At 69.2% G+C, this 18,189-nt stretch carries 17 protein-coding genes and 2 pseudogenes; 6 read left to right on the top strand and 13 right to left on the bottom strand.

Features of this window, described 5'->3' with window-relative positions; translation table 11 throughout:
* The coding region (locus ACIPEK_RS30490) for a transposase (RefSeq protein ID WP_402002476.1) at positions 1-1,008 on the top strand (1,008 nt) is incomplete at its 5' end.
* Between the two features lies 1 nt (position 1,009).
* Positions 1,010-1,390 carry an ATP-binding protein gene (locus ACIPEK_RS30485; protein WP_402002473.1) on the top strand — a complete coding sequence of 127 codons (381 nt, stop codon included), beginning with the start codon at positions 1,010-1,012 and terminating at the stop codon, positions 1,388-1,390.
* On the opposite strand, the gene ACIPEK_RS30480 is transcribed toward ACIPEK_RS30485, so the two are convergent.
* The 4 genes from ACIPEK_RS30480 to ACIPEK_RS30465 are packed head-to-tail and all read right to left on the bottom strand — an operon-like array spanning position 1,365 to position 3,422.
* The gene (locus tag ACIPEK_RS30480; protein ID WP_402002470.1) at positions 1,365-1,811 is read right to left on the bottom strand and encodes a tyrosine-type recombinase/integrase; all 447 of its coding nucleotides are present in this window, start codon (positions 1,809-1,811) and stop codon (positions 1,365-1,367) included. The two genes, ACIPEK_RS30485 and ACIPEK_RS30480, sit on opposite strands and share 26 nt — an antisense overlap.
* A gap of 33 nt (positions 1,812-1,844) precedes the next feature.
* A complete protein-coding gene (locus ACIPEK_RS30475; RefSeq protein ID WP_402002467.1) occupies positions 1,845-2,096 on the bottom strand; it encodes a hypothetical protein in 252 nt (83 codons plus the stop codon).
* 7 nt (positions 2,097-2,103) lie between these two features.
* Positions 2,104-3,036 (bottom strand): hypothetical protein, encoded by a 933-nt coding sequence (locus ACIPEK_RS30470; RefSeq protein WP_402002464.1) that lies wholly within the window; start codon positions 3,034-3,036, stop codon positions 2,104-2,106.
* A gap of 11 nt (positions 3,037-3,047) precedes the next feature.
* Positions 3,048-3,422 carry a hypothetical protein gene (locus ACIPEK_RS30465; protein ID WP_402002461.1) on the bottom strand — a complete coding sequence of 125 codons (375 nt, stop codon included), beginning with the start codon at positions 3,420-3,422 and terminating at the stop codon, positions 3,048-3,050.
* A 99-nt stretch (positions 3,423-3,521) separates the two neighbouring features.
* On the opposite strand from ACIPEK_RS30465, the gene ACIPEK_RS30460 reads away from it, so the two are divergent.
* Complete coding sequence (locus ACIPEK_RS30460; protein ID WP_402002458.1) at positions 3,522-7,109, top strand: CHAT domain-containing protein; 3,588 nt, start codon at positions 3,522-3,524, stop codon at positions 7,107-7,109.
* Between the two features lie 308 nt (positions 7,110-7,417).
* On the opposite strand, the pseudogene ACIPEK_RS30455 reads toward ACIPEK_RS30460, so the two are convergent.
* The 3 genes and pseudogenes from ACIPEK_RS30455 to ACIPEK_RS30445 form a co-directional block, all read right to left on the bottom strand.
* Positions 7,418-7,824 (bottom strand): annotated as a pseudogene (locus ACIPEK_RS30455) (tyrosine-type recombinase/integrase); the annotation flags it as partial.
* Between the two features lie 79 nt (positions 7,825-7,903).
* On the bottom strand, positions 7,904-8,242 hold the full coding sequence (locus tag ACIPEK_RS30450) for a hypothetical protein (RefSeq protein ID WP_384460882.1): 339 nt from the start codon (positions 8,240-8,242) through the stop codon (positions 7,904-7,906).
* A gap of 578 nt (positions 8,243-8,820) precedes the next feature.
* Entirely contained in the window at positions 8,821-9,225 is a 405-nt protein-coding gene (locus ACIPEK_RS30445) for a hypothetical protein (protein WP_402002455.1), read from the bottom strand.
* Between the two features lie 488 nt (positions 9,226-9,713).
* On the opposite strand from ACIPEK_RS30445, the gene ACIPEK_RS30440 reads away from it, so the two are divergent.
* On the top strand, positions 9,714-11,792 hold the full coding sequence (locus ACIPEK_RS30440) for a restriction endonuclease (protein ID WP_402002452.1): 2,079 nt from the start codon (positions 9,714-9,716) through the stop codon (positions 11,790-11,792).
* Between the two features lie 312 nt (positions 11,793-12,104).
* Here ACIPEK_RS30440 and ACIPEK_RS30435 read toward each other — a convergent pair whose 3' ends face one another.
* Together ACIPEK_RS30435 and ACIPEK_RS30430 are read right to left on the bottom strand one after the other, a co-directional pair.
* Entirely contained in the window at positions 12,105-13,046 is a 942-nt protein-coding gene (locus tag ACIPEK_RS30435) for a hypothetical protein (protein ID WP_402002450.1), read from the bottom strand.
* On the bottom strand, positions 13,043-13,591 hold the full coding sequence (locus ACIPEK_RS30430) for a SigE family RNA polymerase sigma factor (protein WP_402002447.1): 549 nt from the start codon (positions 13,589-13,591) through the stop codon (positions 13,043-13,045). The genes ACIPEK_RS30435 and ACIPEK_RS30430 overlap by 4 nt, the downstream gene beginning before the upstream one ends.
* A gap of 577 nt (positions 13,592-14,168) precedes the next feature.
* Here ACIPEK_RS30430 and ACIPEK_RS30425 point away from each other — a divergent pair.
* Positions 14,169-15,695 carry an alkaline phosphatase gene (locus ACIPEK_RS30425; RefSeq protein ID WP_402002444.1) on the top strand — a complete coding sequence of 509 codons (1,527 nt, stop codon included), beginning with the start codon at positions 14,169-14,171 and terminating at the stop codon, positions 15,693-15,695.
* 81 nt (positions 15,696-15,776) lie between these two features.
* The gene (locus ACIPEK_RS30420) at positions 15,777-16,322 is read left to right on the top strand and encodes a hypothetical protein (protein WP_402002441.1); all 546 of its coding nucleotides are present in this window, start codon (positions 15,777-15,779) and stop codon (positions 16,320-16,322) included.
* A gap of 324 nt (positions 16,323-16,646) precedes the next feature.
* Here the strand turns inward: ACIPEK_RS30420 and ACIPEK_RS30415 are convergent, their stop codons facing one another.
* From ACIPEK_RS30415 to ACIPEK_RS30400, 4 genes and pseudogenes are all read right to left on the bottom strand, one after another.
* Positions 16,647-17,012, bottom strand: coding sequence for an isocitrate lyase/phosphoenolpyruvate mutase family protein (locus ACIPEK_RS30415; RefSeq protein ID WP_402002438.1), 366 nt, complete (start codon positions 17,010-17,012; stop codon positions 16,647-16,649).
* A gap of 35 nt (positions 17,013-17,047) precedes the next feature.
* Positions 17,048-17,467: a hypothetical protein gene (locus ACIPEK_RS30410; RefSeq protein ID WP_402002512.1), complete on the bottom strand. Its 420-nt coding sequence runs from the start codon at positions 17,465-17,467 to the stop codon at positions 17,048-17,050.
* Between the two features lie 191 nt (positions 17,468-17,658).
* On the bottom strand, positions 17,659-17,940 hold the full coding sequence (locus ACIPEK_RS30405; protein ID WP_383067121.1) for a hypothetical protein: 282 nt from the start codon (positions 17,938-17,940) through the stop codon (positions 17,659-17,661).
* An 82-nt stretch (positions 17,941-18,022) separates the two neighbouring features.
* A pseudogene (locus ACIPEK_RS30400) lies at positions 18,023-18,121 on the bottom strand (adhesin); the annotation flags it as partial.
* Between the last annotated feature and the right edge of the window lie 68 nt (positions 18,122-18,189).

Here is an 18,189-nt window from a genome sequence, read left to right as displayed (position 1 = left end):
ACGATCCTCAAAGACCGCGTCCGCGAGCTGCGGCCCGCCTACCTTCCCGTCGATCCGGTCTCGCGCACGACGTACCGGCCCGGCGAGCTGGCCCAGTGCGACCTGTGGTTCCCGCCGGCCGATATCCCGCTCGGTTACGGGCAGCAGGGCCGGCCGCCCGTGCTCGTGATGGTCTCGGGCTACTCGCGGATCATCACCGCACGGATGCTGCCGACCCGGATGACGGGCGACCTGATCGACGGTCACTGGCAGCTGCTCAAGCAGTGGGGTGCGGTGCCGCGGATGCTGGTGTGGGACAACGAGGCCGGTATCGGCCAGGGCAAGGTCACAGCCGATTTCGCCGCGTTCGCCGGAATGCTCGCGACCAGGGTGTTCCTCTGCCGCCCCCGGGATCCGGAAGCGAAAGGGCTGGTCGAGCGGGCCAATGGGTATCTCGAGTCGAGCTTCCTGCCTGGCCGCACCTTCAGCGGACCCGCCGATTTCAACACCCAGCTGACCACCTGGCTGACCACCGCCAACCGGCGGATCCACCGCACCCTGGGCGCCCGCCCGATCGACCGGTGGGAGGCCGACCTGGCCGGCATGCTCCCACTGCCGCCCGTCGATCCGCCCCGCTGGTTCCGCTTCCACACCCGCCTGGGCCGCGACCACTACATCCGCGTCGACACCGTCGACTACTCCGTCCATCCCCTGGCCATCGGCAAGCGGATCCAGGTCAGCACCGACGCCGACGAGGTCATCGCCGTACTTTCTCCCGGCGGAGCTGTCGTGGCCCGCCATCCGCGCTGCTGGGCCAAGCACCAGACGATCACCGATCCCGATCACGCCCGCACCGCGAAGGCCCTGCGCGGCGATTTCCGTCACCACCTCGCCTCCCAGGCCCGCCAGGCGGCCGCCACCGGTGACCTCATCGAGGTCGAACAGCGCCAACTGGACACCTACGACCAGGTGTTCACCTCGCGCGAAGACAGCACCGGTGGCGACGAGAGCGAAGGTGAGGTGTTCTGACATGGCCCGCACCACCACGACGGCATCCACGCCGGCCAGGGAGAAGAACGGCAGCGGCCGGACCGGTGAGCAGACCGCCTCCGACCTGGCCTTCTACTCCCGTGCGATGAAAGCCCCGGCCCTGCTGGACGCTGCCGAACGCCTTGCCGAGCGCGCCCGGAGCGAATCCTGGAGTCACGCCGAGTTCCTGGTCGCCTGCCTGCAGCGCGAGGTCGCCGCCCGCGAGTCCCACGGCGGCGAGGCCCGCGTCCGCTCCGCCCGGTTCCCCGCGATCAAGACGATCGAGGAACTGGATGTCACCCATCTGCGCGGCATGACGCGCGAACAGCTCGCACATCTGGGAACGTTGGACTTCATCACCGGCAAAGAGAACGCAAAGTGACCTTAAACAGCCGCCGACCGCCATGATGCAGCGCCCCCGAAGGCAACCGCTCCACGTCAGTGCTGTCGGAACCCGTGAACATTTCGATTCGCACGCGGGCGTTGGCTGCTTCCCAAACCGGTGCACAACTGCTGCCCGTTCTTGTGAACAGAGCCACCTCGGCGATCGCCAGATCCGCCTCGGGGAGCAGGCTCGTGTGCGTATCCGAAGTGATGGTGATCGAGGAGTGGCCGAGCATCTCCTGGATGTCCTTGAGGCCGACACCGGCCGCGTGAGCCAGTGTCGCGGCACCGTGGCGGAGGTCGTGGAGCCGGATCGGCGGGAGGGCGATTTCCTCGCACAGCTCGATGAACCGCCGTGTGACGTTGGCGGGGTGGAGCAGTTCTCCGTTCTCGCGTGTGAAGATCCTTCCGGTCTCCACCCAGGCACTCCCCCACTTCTCGCGGTCCTTGTCCTACTGGGCGCGATGTCGTTTCAGGGCTCGGACCGTGTCGGAGTCCAGCGCGATGGTGCGCGCGCCCGCATCGGTCTTGGGGTCGTCCTCGTATAGCTCCCCCGTTCCACCCCACCCCGCCTTGTTCGGGGCCGGGTCCTGTGTTTCACGGCGGCCGGTCGGGGCCTGCAGCTCACAGCGGTCGCCGGGCCGGTGCCGGTGCCCGACCGGCAGCCTCGGGACGGAGTCGGCCTCAGCCTCCGGGCGATCCATCCGGCGCTCAGGCACCGGGAGAACTGGGGGGATCCGGCTCGGTGTGAAGGTGCTGGGTCAGTTCGTCGCCAGCCTCCGGGGAGAGGGAACCGGTGAAGTCAATTCCGAGGTGTCTGGCGAGATCTGCGGCATAGAGGCTGGCGGCGGCCTCGCGGAGGAGGGAGTCCGTGTCGACGCACGAGCGCACCCGGTGCCAGGCGGTGGCCGCAATGGCAGCGCCAAGCGGAGCAGCGGGCCACCACCAGAAGGCGAGCAGCGCGTAGAGCACGGCCCAGCCGCCCAGTGCACAAGCGCGAGACAGCGCCTGCCGAGCCTCCGTGATCTCAAGGCGCGCGGTCTCGGGCATGAGCAGCCACAGGTGCGGCCAGACCGTGGGCAGGTGGAGCCGCCGGTCCCGGGCCAGCCGTACGGTTGCCGCGTGCGCTCGATCTCCGCTCCAAGTCGGGCGGGTCGGCGCCTCCGCGGCGATACGGATACGAGCACGGTACGCGGCGAGGCGCTGTCGGGTCGCTTCGGCCGATGCGCCGCCATCGCTCTCGGCCTGGTCCCGCAGACGGTGGTAGGCACCGTGTGCTTCCTCCCATCGCCGCCGCCGGACGCGGATCCGCCATTCGGCGAGTTGACGGAACGGTGCCGGCCAGGACCGCCATGCCGCGGCGAGCGTGATGCGCTCGACCGCCGATCCGAAGGCCTGGGCGGCCAGTCCGGCTGCGGCAGAGCCCACCAGCACGCCCGCAATGAGGACAATCTGCCCTCCCGCCTTCGTCGCGACAGAGGTGTCGGCCCAAGAGCTGATCTGTTCGACGAGCCGCTCGGCGTCCAGGGCTCGCCGGTGGCCGAGGGCGCGGGCCGCCGCGGCGGTGCCCAGGTAGAGGGCGCCAGGCAGCACGAGGAGGGTGGCCCAGCGCTCGGCCAGTTTCTTGCCCAGTTCACTCAGCAAGTTGCCCACCGCTAGAGCGACTTCGGCGACATGCCCGACCCGGAGATGGAACAGCGGCGGGCGGCGGGCGGCTGCGGCCAGCGGAGACGGGCGGAGCACAGGTTCAACGGGCAGCGGTAGACCAGCTCCAGCGGCCCTTCGTCGGCGCCCGGAAGCCTGGGGCCCCGGGTCCCGTGCTGCAGGACGCCCAGCACGTCCCCGGCCTGGACCAGCGCGGCGTCGAGGTCGTGCAGGGGAGTGCGGATGTCCTGACGAGCCGCGATCGCGGCCAGCAGGCGCTGCACCGCGCTGTCGTCACCGTACGCCTCCACACAGGTGTCGCGGATGTCGTCCAGGTCCTGGCAGACACGAGCCAGGCCGTCCGCTTCCTGCCGGGTCACGTCCATACCCGCCCCCTGGATACAGCAGCACTTCACAAATATCTTTAACTATCTTTCCATAGAGGCTGACTGACGTGCAGTCACTATCTGAAACCCGGGGGTCGCATGACAAGGGTGGACGAGGACCGGGCTACGGTGGAGGCCCGCCTGAATCGGGCCAGAACCGAACGGAACCTGTCCCTGGTGCTGGAGCCGGAGGCCCTCTCGGAGGCGCTCGAACTTACCGCTGCCCTCCATGACAGTGACGACCCGTCAGGCCACTTCGCGCTGGGATGGCTGTACTGGCTTCGCAGCTCCATGCTCCCCGAGCCCGAGAGCCGCCACGAGCGGGCTGCGGCCGTCCAAGCGTTTGTGGCCTGCTTCCTCGCGGGCCTCGACGACATTCCCGAACCCCTGGTGCCGACGGTGGCGGAGCATGCCGTTCCCGCCGCCGAGCGGCTGCTGGAGCAGGCCGCGGGCCACGGCTCTCCCCACGCCGCCCGGGCCGCGGTGGAGCTGTGGGAGCGCATTCTGGAGTCCGCCCCGGCCGACACCCCTGACCGCGCCCGCTATCGGACGGGGCTGAACACGGCGCTGGGCCTCGACTACGAACTGTCCGGCGCCGGGAGGAAGTTCGACGAGACCGTCCAGGTCTTGCAGGGACAGTCCGCCGCCGAGCTGCTCGGCAGACTGAACACCCTGCCGCCCGGACCGGAGCGAAGTAGCGTCCTGTCAGAACTCCGCCACACGTTGCTGGCGATGTACGAGCAGTCGGGCGACCAGAACCACCTGAAGGTCGCCCTGACAGTCGCAGAGGCCGCTCTGCGGACAAGCGACGAGGGCGACCCCGGCCACGCGGGCCATCTCGCGGGCGCTGGCAGCGTCCTGTGGGCGTGCTACCAGCGCTGGCGGGACCCGGCAGACCTGGACCACGCGATCGACCACACCCGACGAGCCTTGCGCCTGGGAACCGAGGAGGGCTACCCGAGGGCGTCGCTACTCAACAACCTTGGCACACTCCTACGCGCACGCTACGAGCTGCGGGGAGACCCCGAGGACCTCGACGCGTGCATCGCACGCCAGCTCGATGCCCTCGCCGCACTCCCCGACGGAGACCCGGTCCGCAGCGGCGTCCTGCACAGCCTCGCAATGGCGTACGCGATCCGATCCGGTCGTGACGGCCACTCGGCGGACCTGGACCTGGCCCTGGAGTACGGACGGCAGGCCCTCGCATCCCCGCTGCCGTGGGGCCTCAGGCCCCACCTCCTCACCGCGCAGGTCACCTCCCTGACGACACGCTTCAAACGAACCGGCGAAGCCGCGAGCCTGGACGAAGCCGTCGACCTCGGGTGGGAAGCAGTGGCCGACGCCCGGATCGGTACGCCCGCACGGGCAACCGCCCACGCCGCCCTCGGAATCGTCCTCCTGCTCCGGGTCGAACACCTGGGCACATCAACCGACCTCGACACTGCTCTCGGCATCCTCCGTGAGGCCGCGGGCGCCACACTGGACCCACACCTGCGGACCGAAGTCCTCACTTCCCTCAGTAACGGCCTCATACTCCGGTTCCGGCGGCGGGGAGACCCCGAGGACCTGGACAAGGCGGTCTCCGCGGCGGGCACGGCGCTCGCGGACTCGCTCCACGACCCCCGGCTGGGGATGTTCCTCCTGAACTTCGGAAACGCCCTACTGCAGCGCTACCTGATCTCCCGTGATCCGGCCGACCTGGCCAACGCCGTCAACGCCCTGCAGGGCGCAAACGCCCTCGGCTCGAACACCCCCGGCCGACAACCCCGCATCCTGGGGGCACTCTGCGACGCCCTGACACTGCGGTACGACCTTAAACACCGACGCCGGGTACTGGACGAGGCCATCCAAGCGGGCACCGAAGCCGTACGGCTCACCCCGGGGGACGACCCCAACCGCGCCCGTCACCTGCTGCGCCTCGGCCAAGCCCTGGTACGACGCGGTTCGACCGGTCTCGCCCCCGCGATCGAGGCGTTCGCGGAAGCGGCCGATGCGTCCTCCTCGCCGCCGTCCGACCGCGTCCGCGGTGCGCAGAACGCGGCCGTGCTGCTCGGTTCCGACAGGTCCGGCCGCGCCGCCGATCTTCTGGAGATGGCTGTACACCTGCTGCCGCAGGTGTCGCCGCGCCGACTCGGCCGTACCGACCAGCAGTACGCCCTGGGCCAGTTCGCCGGTCTCGGCGCCGACGCCGCGGCCAGCGCGCTGGAGGACCCCCGCATCGCCCGGAAGGAGCGCGGGGTGCGGGCGGCCCGGCTGCTGGAGGCCGGCCGGGGTGTGCTCCTCGGCCACGCGCTGGAGATCCGCAGCGACCTCACCGCGCTGAGGGAGGTTCGACCGGACCTCGCCGAAGCGTTCGTGCAGCTCCGCGACCGGCTCGATGCACTCGACCAGCACATGAGCGGGAACGAGGACGGCCCTGCTCCACAGGTCACCGGGACCACACAGACCAGGCGCAACCAGGCGGCCGCCGAGTTCACAGAGACACTGGCCCGGATCAGGGCGCTCGACGGGTTCGCCTCCTTCTGCCGGCTGCCCTCGGCGCAGGAGCTGATCTCCGAATCCGCCCAGGGCCCACTAGTGGTACTGAACGTCACAGAAACCCGCGGAGACGCGCTGCTGCTGACGCCTTCCGGTGTGACCGCGGTCGAGCTGCCCATGGTCTCCCGGAGCCAGGTCGCCGACCAGGTCGCTGCCTGTTACGGAGCCTTGCGTGCTGCGAGCGACCCACGCCGAAGCTCCCGGCAGCGGCGAGCAGCGCAGCGGGAGATGCACGGCGTCCTGGAGTGGATCTGGGACGCCGTCGCCGGACCCGTGCTCCAAGCCCTCGGTCTCCACTCCGCCCCCGACCACGGGGAGGGCTGGCCCCGGCTGTGGTGGATCCCGGGCGGACTGATGAGCCTGCTCCCGCTCCATGCTGCCGGGCACCACCACGATCCGGCGGGCGATCCCCTGCGCCGCACGGTCATGGACCGAGCCGTGTCCTCCTACAGCCCCACCGTGCGGGCCCTGCGCCACGCCCGTCGGGCCACCAGGTTGTCGGCCCCCATGTCCCTCCGGCCGCTGCTCGTGGCCGTCCCGGAGCCTCCCGGGTCCAGAGCCCGGCTTCCCCATGTCCTGGAAGAGGTCGCCAGGGTCCGAGGTCTGCTGCCCGACGCGCGCCTGCTTGCCTCGGACGGGCCCGCCGGTGCGGGAACTGCGGCGCTCTCCCGCCCCGTCAAAGCCAACGTCCTCGCCCATCTGCCGCACAGCTCCATCGTGCACTTCGCTTGCCACGGCACCACAGACACCACCGACCCCTCGCAGAGCCGACTCTTGCTCGACGACCACAGCGTCGCCCCTCTCACCGTCGCGAGCCTGACCCGGATGGACCTGGACAACGCCCGGCTCGTTTATCTCTCGGCGTGCAGCACCGCCCTGTCCGCCCGCACGGACCTGCTCGACGAGACAGTCCACCTCGCATCGGCCTGCCAACTCGCAGGATTCCGCCACGTCGTCGGCACTCTCTGGGAGATCAGTGATGCCCACGCCCCAGCTGTGGCCGAACGCTTCTACAGCCACCTGCGGCACAACGGAATCCTGGACGCCGACCGGGCCGCAGCGGCCCTGCACTCAGCCGTCCGGGAGACCAGAGACCAGTTCCCCCTAACGCCCACCCTCTGGGCAGCCCATCTGCACGTAGGCGCCTGACAGCACTCTTAACGACCACATCTGTGCTGTGGTGGGCCATGGGCAAGAAGACCCCGCACGCGTGAGCGATGCGTGAGCGGACAGCGTGAGACGAGCCATCACACGCTAGCCTTTGCCCCCATTTCACACGGCGCTGATCAGGCAAAACGACAGAACGCGGCACATTCAGGCACCACCCGGCAAGGATTCGATCCCACTCCTAAAGCGGGTGTCGCAGGTTCGAATCCTGCCGGGGGCACAAGCCGAAGGCCACCTAGGAACGTTCCTAGGTGGCCTTTGACATCCACAGATGACATCAACGGCGACGGTCACTCACGGCCTGGACGCTTCTTGAGCAGCCGGTCCGTGTGGCTGATCGCCTCACGCTGCGTGTCCTGGACGCCGTGCGTACAGACATCCATGGTGATGCTGATCTGGCTGTGCCCGAGGATCTCCATCACCACGCGGGGAGCGACATCGGCCGCGGTCAACAGAGTCGCGTAGCCATGCCGGGCATCGTGCGGCCTTATCGCCCGGAAGCTGGCGGATTCGGCGACGCGGGTGAGGAGCGGTAGACGCTCCGCGGCTCGACCGGGCGACCGGTCCGAGTGACGAACACGTGGCCACCTTCCTGCCACGACTCCCCCGCACGAGCCTTGGCGTCAACCTGCCGCATTCGGTGCCGGCGAAGCGGAGCGACGCACATTGCCAGGAGCGGCACAGTCCGTCGACGTCGTCCCACACGCGTCGGCGACCTCAGGCTCAAGGAGCCACACGTGTGCCAGACAGGGGCGGGAATCTGCGGTCGAAGGCTCTCAGGGGCGAGCCAGTGAAGACCGCATGGCAGCCATGAGCTTCTGGCGGGCCTCCCGGAAGGCGCGCCGTACCTGTGTGCACTCAGGATCGTCACGCAGATGTCCGGCGACCACCGCGTCCCGGTAGAGGAGCAGTTGGTAGGCGGCATCCCTGGCGGACCGGGCCACCTCCGGTGTGGCCAGTAGCTCCAGTTGGTACTGCTTCGAGTGCACGCCGTGGGCCAGGATGCTGGCGCGAGCGAGCTGGGCCCGTTCGTCCCCTGGCAGGTGCTCCGATCGGCTGGCATCGCTTATGGCGTCGCGCGCCTCAGTCAGGGCCTCCAGGAACTGGGCAGACACCGTACGCAGGGTCTCTCTGTCCCGCTCGCCTGTGTCTCGTCGCCAACGCACTCGGTCTGTGGCGAGCGTGCTGCCCACCCCGACAACCGCGCCCACCACTGTGGCGACCAACGCTGTCCATTCCATGGCCTGGAGACTACGAGTCCGCCGAGTCTGGCGGCCAGGGGCCCGTGACTCTTCTGCCATCGCACCACGGAGCGCCCTCCCGAGGCCGTCTCGGGGCCGTGGAAGGGCGCTCAATGACGGCCAACGCTGACAACTGCCGACAGCTCAGCAGCAGGTCACAGCGTTGATCGATTACGTAACCGCAGGTTGGGAACCCGGCGTGTCCCTTCTTCGGCTACTGGTGGAGGTGGCCCGCCCGTCAACACGCATGCCGTGCCCATGCGTGCTCTTACCCGGCCGGACCGTGCCCGTTGCGTGCCCGTTCCGGCGGGACGTAGCGGGGACTCACCGGGAACAGCGGCACCGACCATGCTCCGGCCCAGGTCAGGGGCTTCGCAGGTCAGCCGCCGCCCGCATACGGCGTCTTGCGAACTGGTGCCCCAAAGCCCTCGCGCCGGCGCTTGACTGAGCCATCAACGGCGGCTCGGGGGGCCTTTTCGTTTCACAGAGGCGATCACGACGGATATGACGGCGGTCACGACGAGGCTCCCCACCATGACCATCCCCACGCCGACCATGAAGAGGCCGCTGGAGTCGTCCGACCAGTCGTCATAGGCGGCAGTGGTCAGGCCGACCGTGATGCCGAGCACAGCACCTGCGATGTAGCGCCGGGATGCCGCCCAGTACACCAGCGCCAGCAGAGTCAACACCAGCCCGATCACCTGCCACGCCTCGTACGGGCCGGTCGTCGAGCCATCAGGGTGCACGTCACGCTGCTGGTCCCAGCCCAGCCAGGCAGCCCACGCGCCTAGCGTCACCACAGCGAGCACGAGGACCGCCAACAGCTGGGGAACGAGTTTCAGTAGTCGTTGTCGCATGGCCCAAGCGTTCCGGCTCGCCCTATGGCCGACCAGAGCGCACGTACTCAACTCTGCCCGAGTGCTTTGGCCAACATCTGATGTCGGTCGGGCTTCGGGAGCTGCCGTCCGACGTTCATCGGGGCCCACCCCTGGTGGCTTGAAGACGGCAGGGCCTCTGTCCGCCCGGCACAGGGTGGCCCGTTCGCGGCCGGCATGCCGCCATGCCACAGCCCACGGGCGCCGTCGCCCCATCGGTCAGCCCACCCCAAAGGAAGAGGTGTCAGATCCCTGGCAGTTGGCACGCTTCCTCTCTGACGGGTCGGGTCGGGTCGGGTCGGGTCGGGTCGCCAAGTGGATGCCATGCGCCCGGAGGAGACATCGACCATCTGTGCCAAGTGGATGGGCGAGTCGATGGTTGCCGACTAGAGTCGCCTCATCACTGCTGGTTATGGGGCCAGGACTCGGTGCACGCACGCCGGGTCTCTGGTGGGGAGGGCCTGTAGAGCATGAGCCGTCGCTCCAATGGGTTGGTCGGTGTCTGGGCTGAAGCGCAGCGCCAACAGCAACGTCAACGTGAGGCGCAAGCCAGATACCAGCGGGATCAGGAGAGGCAACAACGCGCCTACCAGCGAGAGCTCGCGCGCAGCCACCGCGAGCAGAGGGCGGCCTACCGGGAGCAGCGCGAGGCGGAGGCCCGGCGGCGTACGGAGGAAATCGACGCGCGTGTCGAATCGTTGCAGGGTCTGTTGGCGGCAGGGTGCCGGTCTCCGGCGTTCAGGGCCGACGCACTGACTCGGGCGGAGCAGATCGAGGCATTCTCCCCGGGACAGCTCGCGCACCCCATCCGCATGCCGGACCCGAACCAGTATCAGCCGCAGGGTGGTTGGACCGCCACACGGCGAGCTCAGGCGCAGGCGGAGGCCCGGTCCAGGTTCGAGCGCGACTGGCAGGCCGCACAGGCTGCGGAAGCACAGCGTCAGCACCAGTTGGCCACCTACCAGCTGCAGTACCAGCAGTGGGCCGAAACCCAGCTGGGCGAGATCCGTCGGCACAACGCCGGCATCGCAGAGATGACGATGGGGCTTCACAACGGAGATCCCGAGGCCGCGGTGGAGTATTTCTCCGCCGCCCTCTACGCCTCGACCGGTTGGCCGGAGGACCTGCCCCGTCAGGTGTCCGCAGCGTACGACTCCGGTGCGCGCCAGTTGGTACTGAACTGGGAGCTGCCCAAGTACGACGTCGTCCCGGAGGCGAAGTCGGTGCGCTACATGATCAACGCCGATCAGGAGAAGGAGTCGCCCCGACCGGTCACGCAGCGTCGCGCCCTGTACCGGGACGTACTCGCACAGTGTCTCCTGTTGGTTCTGCGTGATCTTTTCGCAGCCGATGAGTTCGGTGCGCTGGAATCGGTCGCGTTGAACGGGTTCGTGGACGATCACGACCCGACGACCGGCAGACGGGCACCCATGTTCCTCGGCACTGTCATGGCCTCGCGTTCGACTTTCGCCGAACTGCATCTGGAACAGGTGAACGCTGTCAACTGCCTGGTGGACGGACTCCGGGGGCAGCTGTCGTCGCGCCCCGATCAGTACGCGTCCGTGCGGCCCGGCCGGGTTCCCGAAGACGTCGGTAACGGTGTCGTCACCCACGGAGGCGACGAAGAGCCGGATCTGTACGAGATGGATCCCATCGCCTTCGAAGCGCTGGTCGCCGATCTGTTCCGGGCCATGGGCATGCAGGCCGTGACCACACAGCGCTCGAACGACGGTGGCGTGGACGTCGATGCGCTGGACCCGACCCCGATTCGCGGCGGCAAGATCGTCGTACAGGTCAAGCGCTACCGCAACACCGTGCCCCCGACAGCCGTCCGCGACTTGTACGGCACCGTCCAGGACGCCGGCGCCAACAAGGGTGTCCTGGTCACGACGTCCGGATTCGGCCCCGGCTCGCACACCTTCGCCAACGGCAAGCCCTTGGAACTGGTGGCAGGCTCCGAACTGGTCGACCTGCTGCACCGCCACGGACTACGCGGGCGACTGGGTAACGGCGAGCGCCCGGTGCCCGCCCAGCGGACAGCGCCGGACAGCGAGACCAGTACGGACGACCACAACGTGTTGGGCATGTACTGGTCGGGCAGCGTCGCCTTGGATGTGTGCGCACTCATCTGCCACGGCAACCGGGTTCTCGACGACGACCACTTCGTCTTCTTCAACAACCCCCGGACACCCGACGGCACGGTCCGCGCGCTCATCCCCGTCACGCCGGACAGAGCCGCCATCCAAGTCTCCTTCGATGCCCTACCGGCGCGCGCTGACCGCCTCGTCGTCATTGCCGCGGTCGATCCTGTCGCCAACCCCGCGGCCGACCTGTCCGGGTTCGCCGACGCCGGTATTCGGCTGCTGGACTCCGAGGGAACCCCACTCGACCAGTTGGAAGTCTCCGACGGCCGCGCCGGCGAAACCGCCCTCGTACTGGGGTCCTTCCGTCGCCGCGCGAACGGCGACTGGGAGTTCGTCACCGGAGGCAAGGGATACCGAGGCGGCTTGGAGGAACTCGTCCAGGAGTACGGCATCGATGTGGATTAGCGCGCCCCTGCCGACATGAGACCTCGAGCGTGGCGCCGCCGATCCTTCGTGTCTGCCTGGAAGACCCGCCGACCGAGCCATCGCCGACCGGCTCGGGCCATGATCCGGGGCGGTGAGGGAGCGGCTCCGGGCTCCTCCGAAGAGGGCGCCGAGGGACGTAATGGCACTCGTGTGGCACGGCGCCTGGAGCAGCGAAGGGCCGGCCTGGGAGGAAACCCCTCCTGAGCTGGCCCTTCTGTCTGGCCCTCGTGCCGCACCGCTGACCGAAATCCGGGGGCGCCGCCCCCTGTGTGGCGCCCTGGCCGGGTGGCGCTAGGGCAGCCGCTTCTCGTAGGTCTTGTCCTCGTCGGAGTCGTAGACCAGCTTGCTGTCGGCGTCATAACCCTTGATGCGCGGGGCCACGGTGACCTGCTGGTTCAGAACACCAGAGGCGACGAACCAGCCGTGGTCCAGGGCGGCCTGGCTGGTGGCGCCGCCGTAGGAGACGGTCACCCGGGCCACTGACGGCTCGACGGTGCCGATGACACCCCACCGGAACGGCAGCTTCCAGTTGCCGCGGTCGAGGACCGACTGCTGGTAGAGCTTGCCGCCGTTGATGTCGGCCATCACGGGGCCGGCGCCCGGCACATCGTCGGAGCCCACGTCGGCGTTGAGGCCGTTTGCCTCGCCGTCCTTCACGTTGCAGATCAGTCGGGTCTGCTTCGGTTGCTCCTTCACCGCGACGACGTACATGCCATCGCCGGGCGCGTTGGAGTCGCCGAGGCTGTTCACCGCCAGGATGATCCGGTACTCCTCGGCCGCGCCCAAGTCCGTGCGGAAGCCGGACGGGCCGCGTGTGTGCGACTGGTCGTAGGCGAGGCACTTCTTCAGCCCGTCGGCGGCCTGCCCGAAGGTGATCCCGTCGAGTAGTTGGTCCTCCGTGGCCGGCCTCGTCGGCGACGCGGACGGCGTCGGTGTCGGCGTCGCCGATGTCCGCGGTGTGGCGCTGACCGACGGTGTCGATGCCACCGTGTTCCCACCTGCATCCCCGTCGGCCAGCGCGTACGCCCCCACGGGCATCGCCGCCAGCGTCACCAGGGCCGCCCCGGTCGCCGCCACCCGGCGTCGCCGCTCGACCGTGCCCCGGCGGCGGATCGCCGGATACGGCACCGGCGCGGGCCGGATCGTGTTCGCGTCCCCGGCGAGCAGCTCGCGCAGCTGCTCCTCGAAGTCCCCGCCGGTTCCCGTCCCCTGCCGCTTCTGTTCCTCGTTCACCTGCTGCCTTCCTGCCCGGACGACACTCGGCTGCGGACAGGTTCGTCCACGACCTGCGCGAGCCCCGGATACGTACGCAACTTCGCCAGCGCCTTGGACGCCTGGCTCTTGACCGTGCCGGGCGAGCAGCCGAGCACCTCGGCGACCTCGGCCTCGGACATGTCCTCCCAGTAGCGCATGACGATCACCGCCCGCTGCTTCGGCGGCAGTCCGGCCAGCGCCGCGAGCAGGGCGCTGCGCTCGTCGGCCCACGAGACGGCCTCGTCGCGCCCGGCCACCTCCGGCGGCGCCGCGGTCAGAGCCTCCGTAACCCGCCGCTTGCGGAACCGGTCGCTGTTGCAGCTGACCAATATCCGCCGGACGTACGCATCCGGTCTGTCGCTGCGCGAGACGCGCCGCCATGACCGGTACGCCTTGGCCAGCGCCGTCTGAGTCAGGTCTTCGGCGTAGTGCACGTCGCCCGTGAGCAGATAAGCGGTCCGTACGAGATGGGACCACCGCGCTCTGACGAATTCTTGGAACTCGGCCTCTTGTTTGGCCTGCATCAAGCACCCTCCCTCGCCCTCCAGACCACCGTTTCGGCGGATTCGGTTGCCCGGGATCCGGTGCCTCGTCGGTCAGGTGAGCGGAGCCACTGACAACCATCAGCCGGGACCGAAATGTCAAGCATCACCCGGGACCGGACACAAGGCTGTCAGTCGGTGAGTTACAACCTTCTCTACGGGTTCAAGGCACCCGGCTCCGGCTGCGCCCGCGCTCCTGCCTTCGGCCCGCTCGGCGCTGCCGCCGCCGACGCACGCCCATGTGGACAGGCCCGGCCGCGCTCTACGCCGCGGGGACCCTCCCCGACCCGCGTACAGCCTGGGGCTCGTAGTCGCGTTTGCCCTCTGGCCCGAGCGATCGGAGCGGCTCATGTGTGCCCGGAAGTGGTTCCGTGTGGTGCACCGGCATGGGGCTGCACACCAAAAAGGTGCCCAGTTGCGCAATGTTTAAAGTATTGGATCGGGGTTCAACATCGGTACGGCGCCCGGCATTGGTCCCGCGTTCATGTCCTGCTCCTACCGTTGCCCGGCCGGGCCTGTCCCGGTGCATCGTCCAGCGTCCGAGGAGAGCACTCCGCACATGCGCAGCAGACCAACCAAAATCCTGGCGGTTCTCGCCGTGACCGGTGCACTTGCCGCCAGCACCGCGGCAAGCGCCAACTCCGCGCCCCAGCAGGGCGGCAATGGCAAGAAGCCGGAGATCCATAACGTCATCTACCTGCTCGGCGACGGCATGGGCCGTACCCATGTCACCGCCGGGCGCGAGCGCTACTACGGCGCCGAGGGCAAGCTGAACATGGAGCGGCTGCCGAGCTATGGCGCGGTGGCGACGTCCGCCGTCGAGAAGGGCAGTGACCAGCCGGCGCTGGTCACCGACTCCGCCAGCGCGGCCACCGCGTGGTCCTCCGGTGTGAAGACGTACAACGCGGCCATCGGCGTCGACTCGTACGAGAAGAAGCTGCCCACGCTGATGGAGCAGGCCAAGAAGTCGGGCTTCGCGACCGGCAACGTGTCCACCGCCGAGATCACCGACGCCACCCCGGCCGCCCAGATGAGCCACGCTCTGCTGCGCGGCTGCCAGGGCCCGGTGTACTCCGACGCGGCGTGCCTGCCGAAGAAGGACGACGGGTCGTACGAGAACAAGCCCGCCGACAAGACCCTGATCACGCCGATCGCCCAGCAGATCGCCCGTAACGGCACCGCCGACGTGATCTTCGGCGGCGGCCTCGCACGCTTCGCGCCGGACGACCAGAAGGCGCTGGGGTCGCAGGGCTACCAGGTGCTCGGCAGCTTCGGCGACCCGGCGCTGCCCGCCCAGACCGCCGAGAGCCAGAAGGTCGCGACCAAGGCCGATCTCGACAAGGTCAAGGGCGGCAAGGTCGTCGGACTGTTCAACCGCGGGAACCTGACAGTCGAGAAGTCCAAGGCCGAACTGCCCGCCGACGCCCCGGAGAAGAAGGAGCCGACGCTCGCCGAGCTGACCAAGAAGTCGATCTCGCTGCTCGACGGCCGGTCCAAGAAGGGCTTCCTGCTCCAGGTCGAGGGCGCGCTGATCGACAAGCGCTCGCACGCCAACGACGCGTCGCAGACCCTGGGCGAGATCAAGGCGTTCGACGACGCGGTCAAGGCCGCCACGGACTTCGCGAAGAAGGACGGCCACACCCTCGTCGTCGTGACGGCGGACCACGAGTGCGCCGGCTTCAACATCATCGAGAAGGGCACCTTCACCAACGCCGAGGCGGCGGCCCCGCCGGCCAACAACGACTCGGGCAACACGGCCAACAACTCCGTGCCCGCGCGCTCGTCCTCGGCCAACGTCAAGGACCCGGCCCGCTCCTCCGGCATCGTCAACGGCTCGGGTGCCGGCGACGCCAAGAACTTCGGCCCGGCCACCTTCCGTACCCCCGACGACCCGGCGGGTGTGAAGGACGGCAGCGAGGACGCCAGTCTCTGGCTGACCTACCTGTCCGGTAACCACACCGGCGCCGATGTTCCGATCTACGCGTACGGACCGGGTAACAGCGCCTTCGCCGCCAGCCAGGACAACACCGAGCTCTACGGCAAGATGTACCGCTCGCTGTTCGGCACCGCACCGCACGGCCACTGACCCTCGCTCAGCCACGCGACCGGGGCCGGGAGGGGGTGCCCCTCCCGGCCCCGGGTCGTTCGTATCCCAGGAGCATGTCCGATGAGACACCCGATCCGCAGCACGACGGCCGCCGTGCTGGGCACTATCGCGCTGACCGCTCTCACGGGCTGCGGCACCTCTGCGGGGACCGGCCCGGGCAAGGGTGAGCCGCTCGCGGCCACCACCTCGGCCACCGCCTTGCCCCTGCCCCCTCCCCGTTCCGCGCCGTCCCCGGCCGCGACGCTCCCGGCGCCGCCCGAACAGGGCGAGGTACGTGTCGAGGAAGGGCCGTTCACCGACCGCGTCCGCCTCACGCGCCTCACGCTCACCGGCGGGTCCGCCGTCAGCGGGCATCTGGCAATCACCTCCGACGTCAGCGATGTGCTCGCGCTGGAGCTGAGTGCCGCCTATTACGATTCCAAGGGCCGTTTCATCGGCACCGGCAGCTTCCAGTACCAGGAAGAGGGGCAGGACGCAGAAGGCGGCCATCACCACGACGGACCGCGCGCGGCGGGCGAGGGCATCGACTTCAAGGCGCCCGCCACCGAGCTCACCGGCACCGCGGCGGCCGCCGTCGTCTCCGTCCCCGTCCTGGTCAACGAGTAGCCGGGTGTCCGGTACGACCGGGCGCCGGGCGGAAGGTCACTCCTCACCGTCGCCCTCGTAGAACTGAGCCTTCTCAGCGTGGCCCCTGATCGGGTGAGGGGATCGGTGTCCGCAGCGAACGCCAGGGCGTCCCGGTCCTCGCCGACCGCGCCTGCATTGCCGTACCGCAGCGAGGGTTTGGGCGTAGCGGGCCTGTCGTACGGGATCCGGGGCGGCGGCCACCCCCACCTCGATCTCGGCCACAGTGATCACGCTCAGGAAGCAGTTGGGCCTGACCTGGACCGAAACCAGGCCACTACGTGCGGGTCGGCTTTTCCAGGCGCTTCAGCTGGACCACCGGGATTCAGGTCGCCCTACGGACCGGGCGTGGCTGCCCGTGGCGACAGTGGCCTCGACCGCCTCGGTGTGCCACACCAGCGTGACGGCGTCCACGGAGAGCAGATTCCGGCCCGGCCCGAGCCGCCGGGCCAGCAGCGGCGTCTCCGCACGGGTCGCTCCCGCTCCGTCGGGCAGGCCGGCCGCGGCCGCCACTGCGAGGCTGGTCGTGCCGATGGCCGGGAAACCCTGCGCGGCGAGGGCGGACGCCGAGGCGTGGTCCCAGGCGTTGGGGATCAGGAACGGCGCGGCGGCCGCACGGTGCAGGGCGGCGAAGGCGGCAGCCGGGGTGGTTGCCGCGGGGACGGGCGTCATGGCTTCGGGGTTCGGTCGGGCCGGGAGGCGGATGCTCAGTCCGCCGCCAGGTCTCCCACGGAGTCCGCGTAGTACGCCGACCCCTCGAGGTGGAAGGCGAGTTGTCGGAAGGTCCACCCCGTTCCGGGCGACCTGTCGAGCTGGTCGGGCGTCAGGGCGTCCAGGCGGTTCGCCCAGATCCTGGCCAGCCGGGCGAGCCGGCTGCGCGCCTCGTCGAGGTCGGCCCCGGTGAACGGGGCGAGGTCCGCCTCGGTGGTGGTCGCCGAGGCGTGCCAGTGGTCGGGCTGTGTCTCCTCTCCTACGAGCCTGGCCTCCATCTCCGCGAGATGGTCGACCATGTGGTCGGCGACGCGGCGGATCGCCTTGTGCGGGGTGTAGATCCGGTCGTCGGCGGGGACGGGGCGGCCGTCCCAGGCGGTCCAGGTCGCGGCGAGGGCCAGGACGTGGTCGACCATGGCCGTCAGGATCTGCGCGGGGTCGCGGTCGTCCGTCGCCGGGGCGTCTTCGAGGATGCCGGGGGCGTCGAGGACATCGGGGGCGCCGGGTGTGTCGAGTACGTCCGGTGCGTGCTTCGTTTGCGTCATGGTCCGACGCTAGATCCGGGAAGCTTCGGTCCCGGCCGAACCGTTGCGGACCCTTTCCTGGTTCAGGACGACGTGACGTCCTTCGACCTCGGGCGCCGGCCCGGTGAGGCGCAGTTCGGGCACCAGTAGCCCTCCTGCTGGATGAATATCCATCCGAGCTGCTCGATGTACGGAGAGGCAACGGTCGCACTGTGCAGCACATGGCCGAACAGGTCCGTCTCGATGTCCGGCGGTGGCTCCGCGATGACCAGGTCGAACACGGCCCGTGCCCGGCAGCTGCTGCGGTCGCACGCCAGGTAGAACCGCACAGGGCCGGGTGGCTCTCCGTCTGTGGTCAGGCTCATACGTCAACTATGGACGCAGAGTTGGCCCCGCGGTGGCGTTTCCCGGCCATCGAGCCGCCGGACCCCCGAACCCCGAACCGGATCAGCGGCAGGAGAACTTCAGCTGCGCCGCCGCGTGATGCGCGCCCGCCCTCTCCTCGTCGCCCCGGTCCCGCCCCCGGTCGATCAGCTGCACGGCAAAGCAGCGCGCCACGTTGTTCATCGCCGCACCGTTGACACCTCGTGGCAGCACACCATGCCGGGGCGTCG

This window comes from Streptomyces sp. NPDC088246 (assembly GCF_044741025.1).
Lineage (GTDB): Bacteria > Actinomycetota > Actinomycetes > Streptomycetales > Streptomycetaceae > Streptomyces.
Note: the sequence above shows the minus strand (reverse complement) of the source record. Positions and strands in the feature narration are given on the sequence as shown.

What these genes read in the sequence shown, in the direction of transcription:
- ACIPEK_RS30445 (WP_402002455.1), bottom strand. Translation starts at nt 9,225, where the DNA reads ATGCGACAACGACTACTGAAACTCGTTCCCCAGCTGTTGGCGGTCCTC.
- ACIPEK_RS30440 (WP_402002452.1), top strand. Translation starts at nt 9,714, where the DNA reads ATGAGCCGTCGCTCCAATGGGTTGGTCGGTGTCTGGGCTGAAGCGCAG.
- ACIPEK_RS30485 (WP_402002473.1), top strand. Translation starts at nt 1,010, where the DNA reads ATGGCCCGCACCACCACGACGGCATCCACGCCGGCCAGGGAGAAGAAC.
- ACIPEK_RS30475 (WP_402002467.1), bottom strand. Translation starts at nt 2,096, where the DNA reads ATGGATCGCCCGGAGGCTGAGGCCGACTCCGTCCCGAGGCTGCCGGTC.
- ACIPEK_RS30465 (WP_402002461.1), bottom strand. Translation starts at nt 3,422, where the DNA reads ATGGACGTGACCCGGCAGGAAGCGGACGGCCTGGCTCGTGTCTGCCAG.
- ACIPEK_RS30410 (WP_402002512.1), bottom strand. Translation starts at nt 17,467, where the DNA reads ATGGTCGACCACGTCCTGGCCCTCGCCGCGACCTGGACCGCCTGGGAC.
- ACIPEK_RS30405 (WP_383067121.1), bottom strand. Translation starts at nt 17,940, where the DNA reads ATGAGCCTGACCACAGACGGAGAGCCACCCGGCCCTGTGCGGTTCTAC.
- ACIPEK_RS30460 (WP_402002458.1), top strand. Translation starts at nt 3,522, where the DNA reads ATGACAAGGGTGGACGAGGACCGGGCTACGGTGGAGGCCCGCCTGAAT.
- ACIPEK_RS30430 (WP_402002447.1), bottom strand. Translation starts at nt 13,591, where the DNA reads ATGCAGGCCAAACAAGAGGCCGAGTTCCAAGAATTCGTCAGAGCGCGG.
- ACIPEK_RS30425 (WP_402002444.1), top strand. Translation starts at nt 14,169, where the DNA reads ATGCGCAGCAGACCAACCAAAATCCTGGCGGTTCTCGCCGTGACCGGT.
- ACIPEK_RS30415 (WP_402002438.1), bottom strand. Translation starts at nt 17,012, where the DNA reads ATGACGCCCGTCCCCGCGGCAACCACCCCGGCTGCCGCCTTCGCCGCC.
- ACIPEK_RS30420 (WP_402002441.1), top strand. Translation starts at nt 15,777, where the DNA reads ATGAGACACCCGATCCGCAGCACGACGGCCGCCGTGCTGGGCACTATC.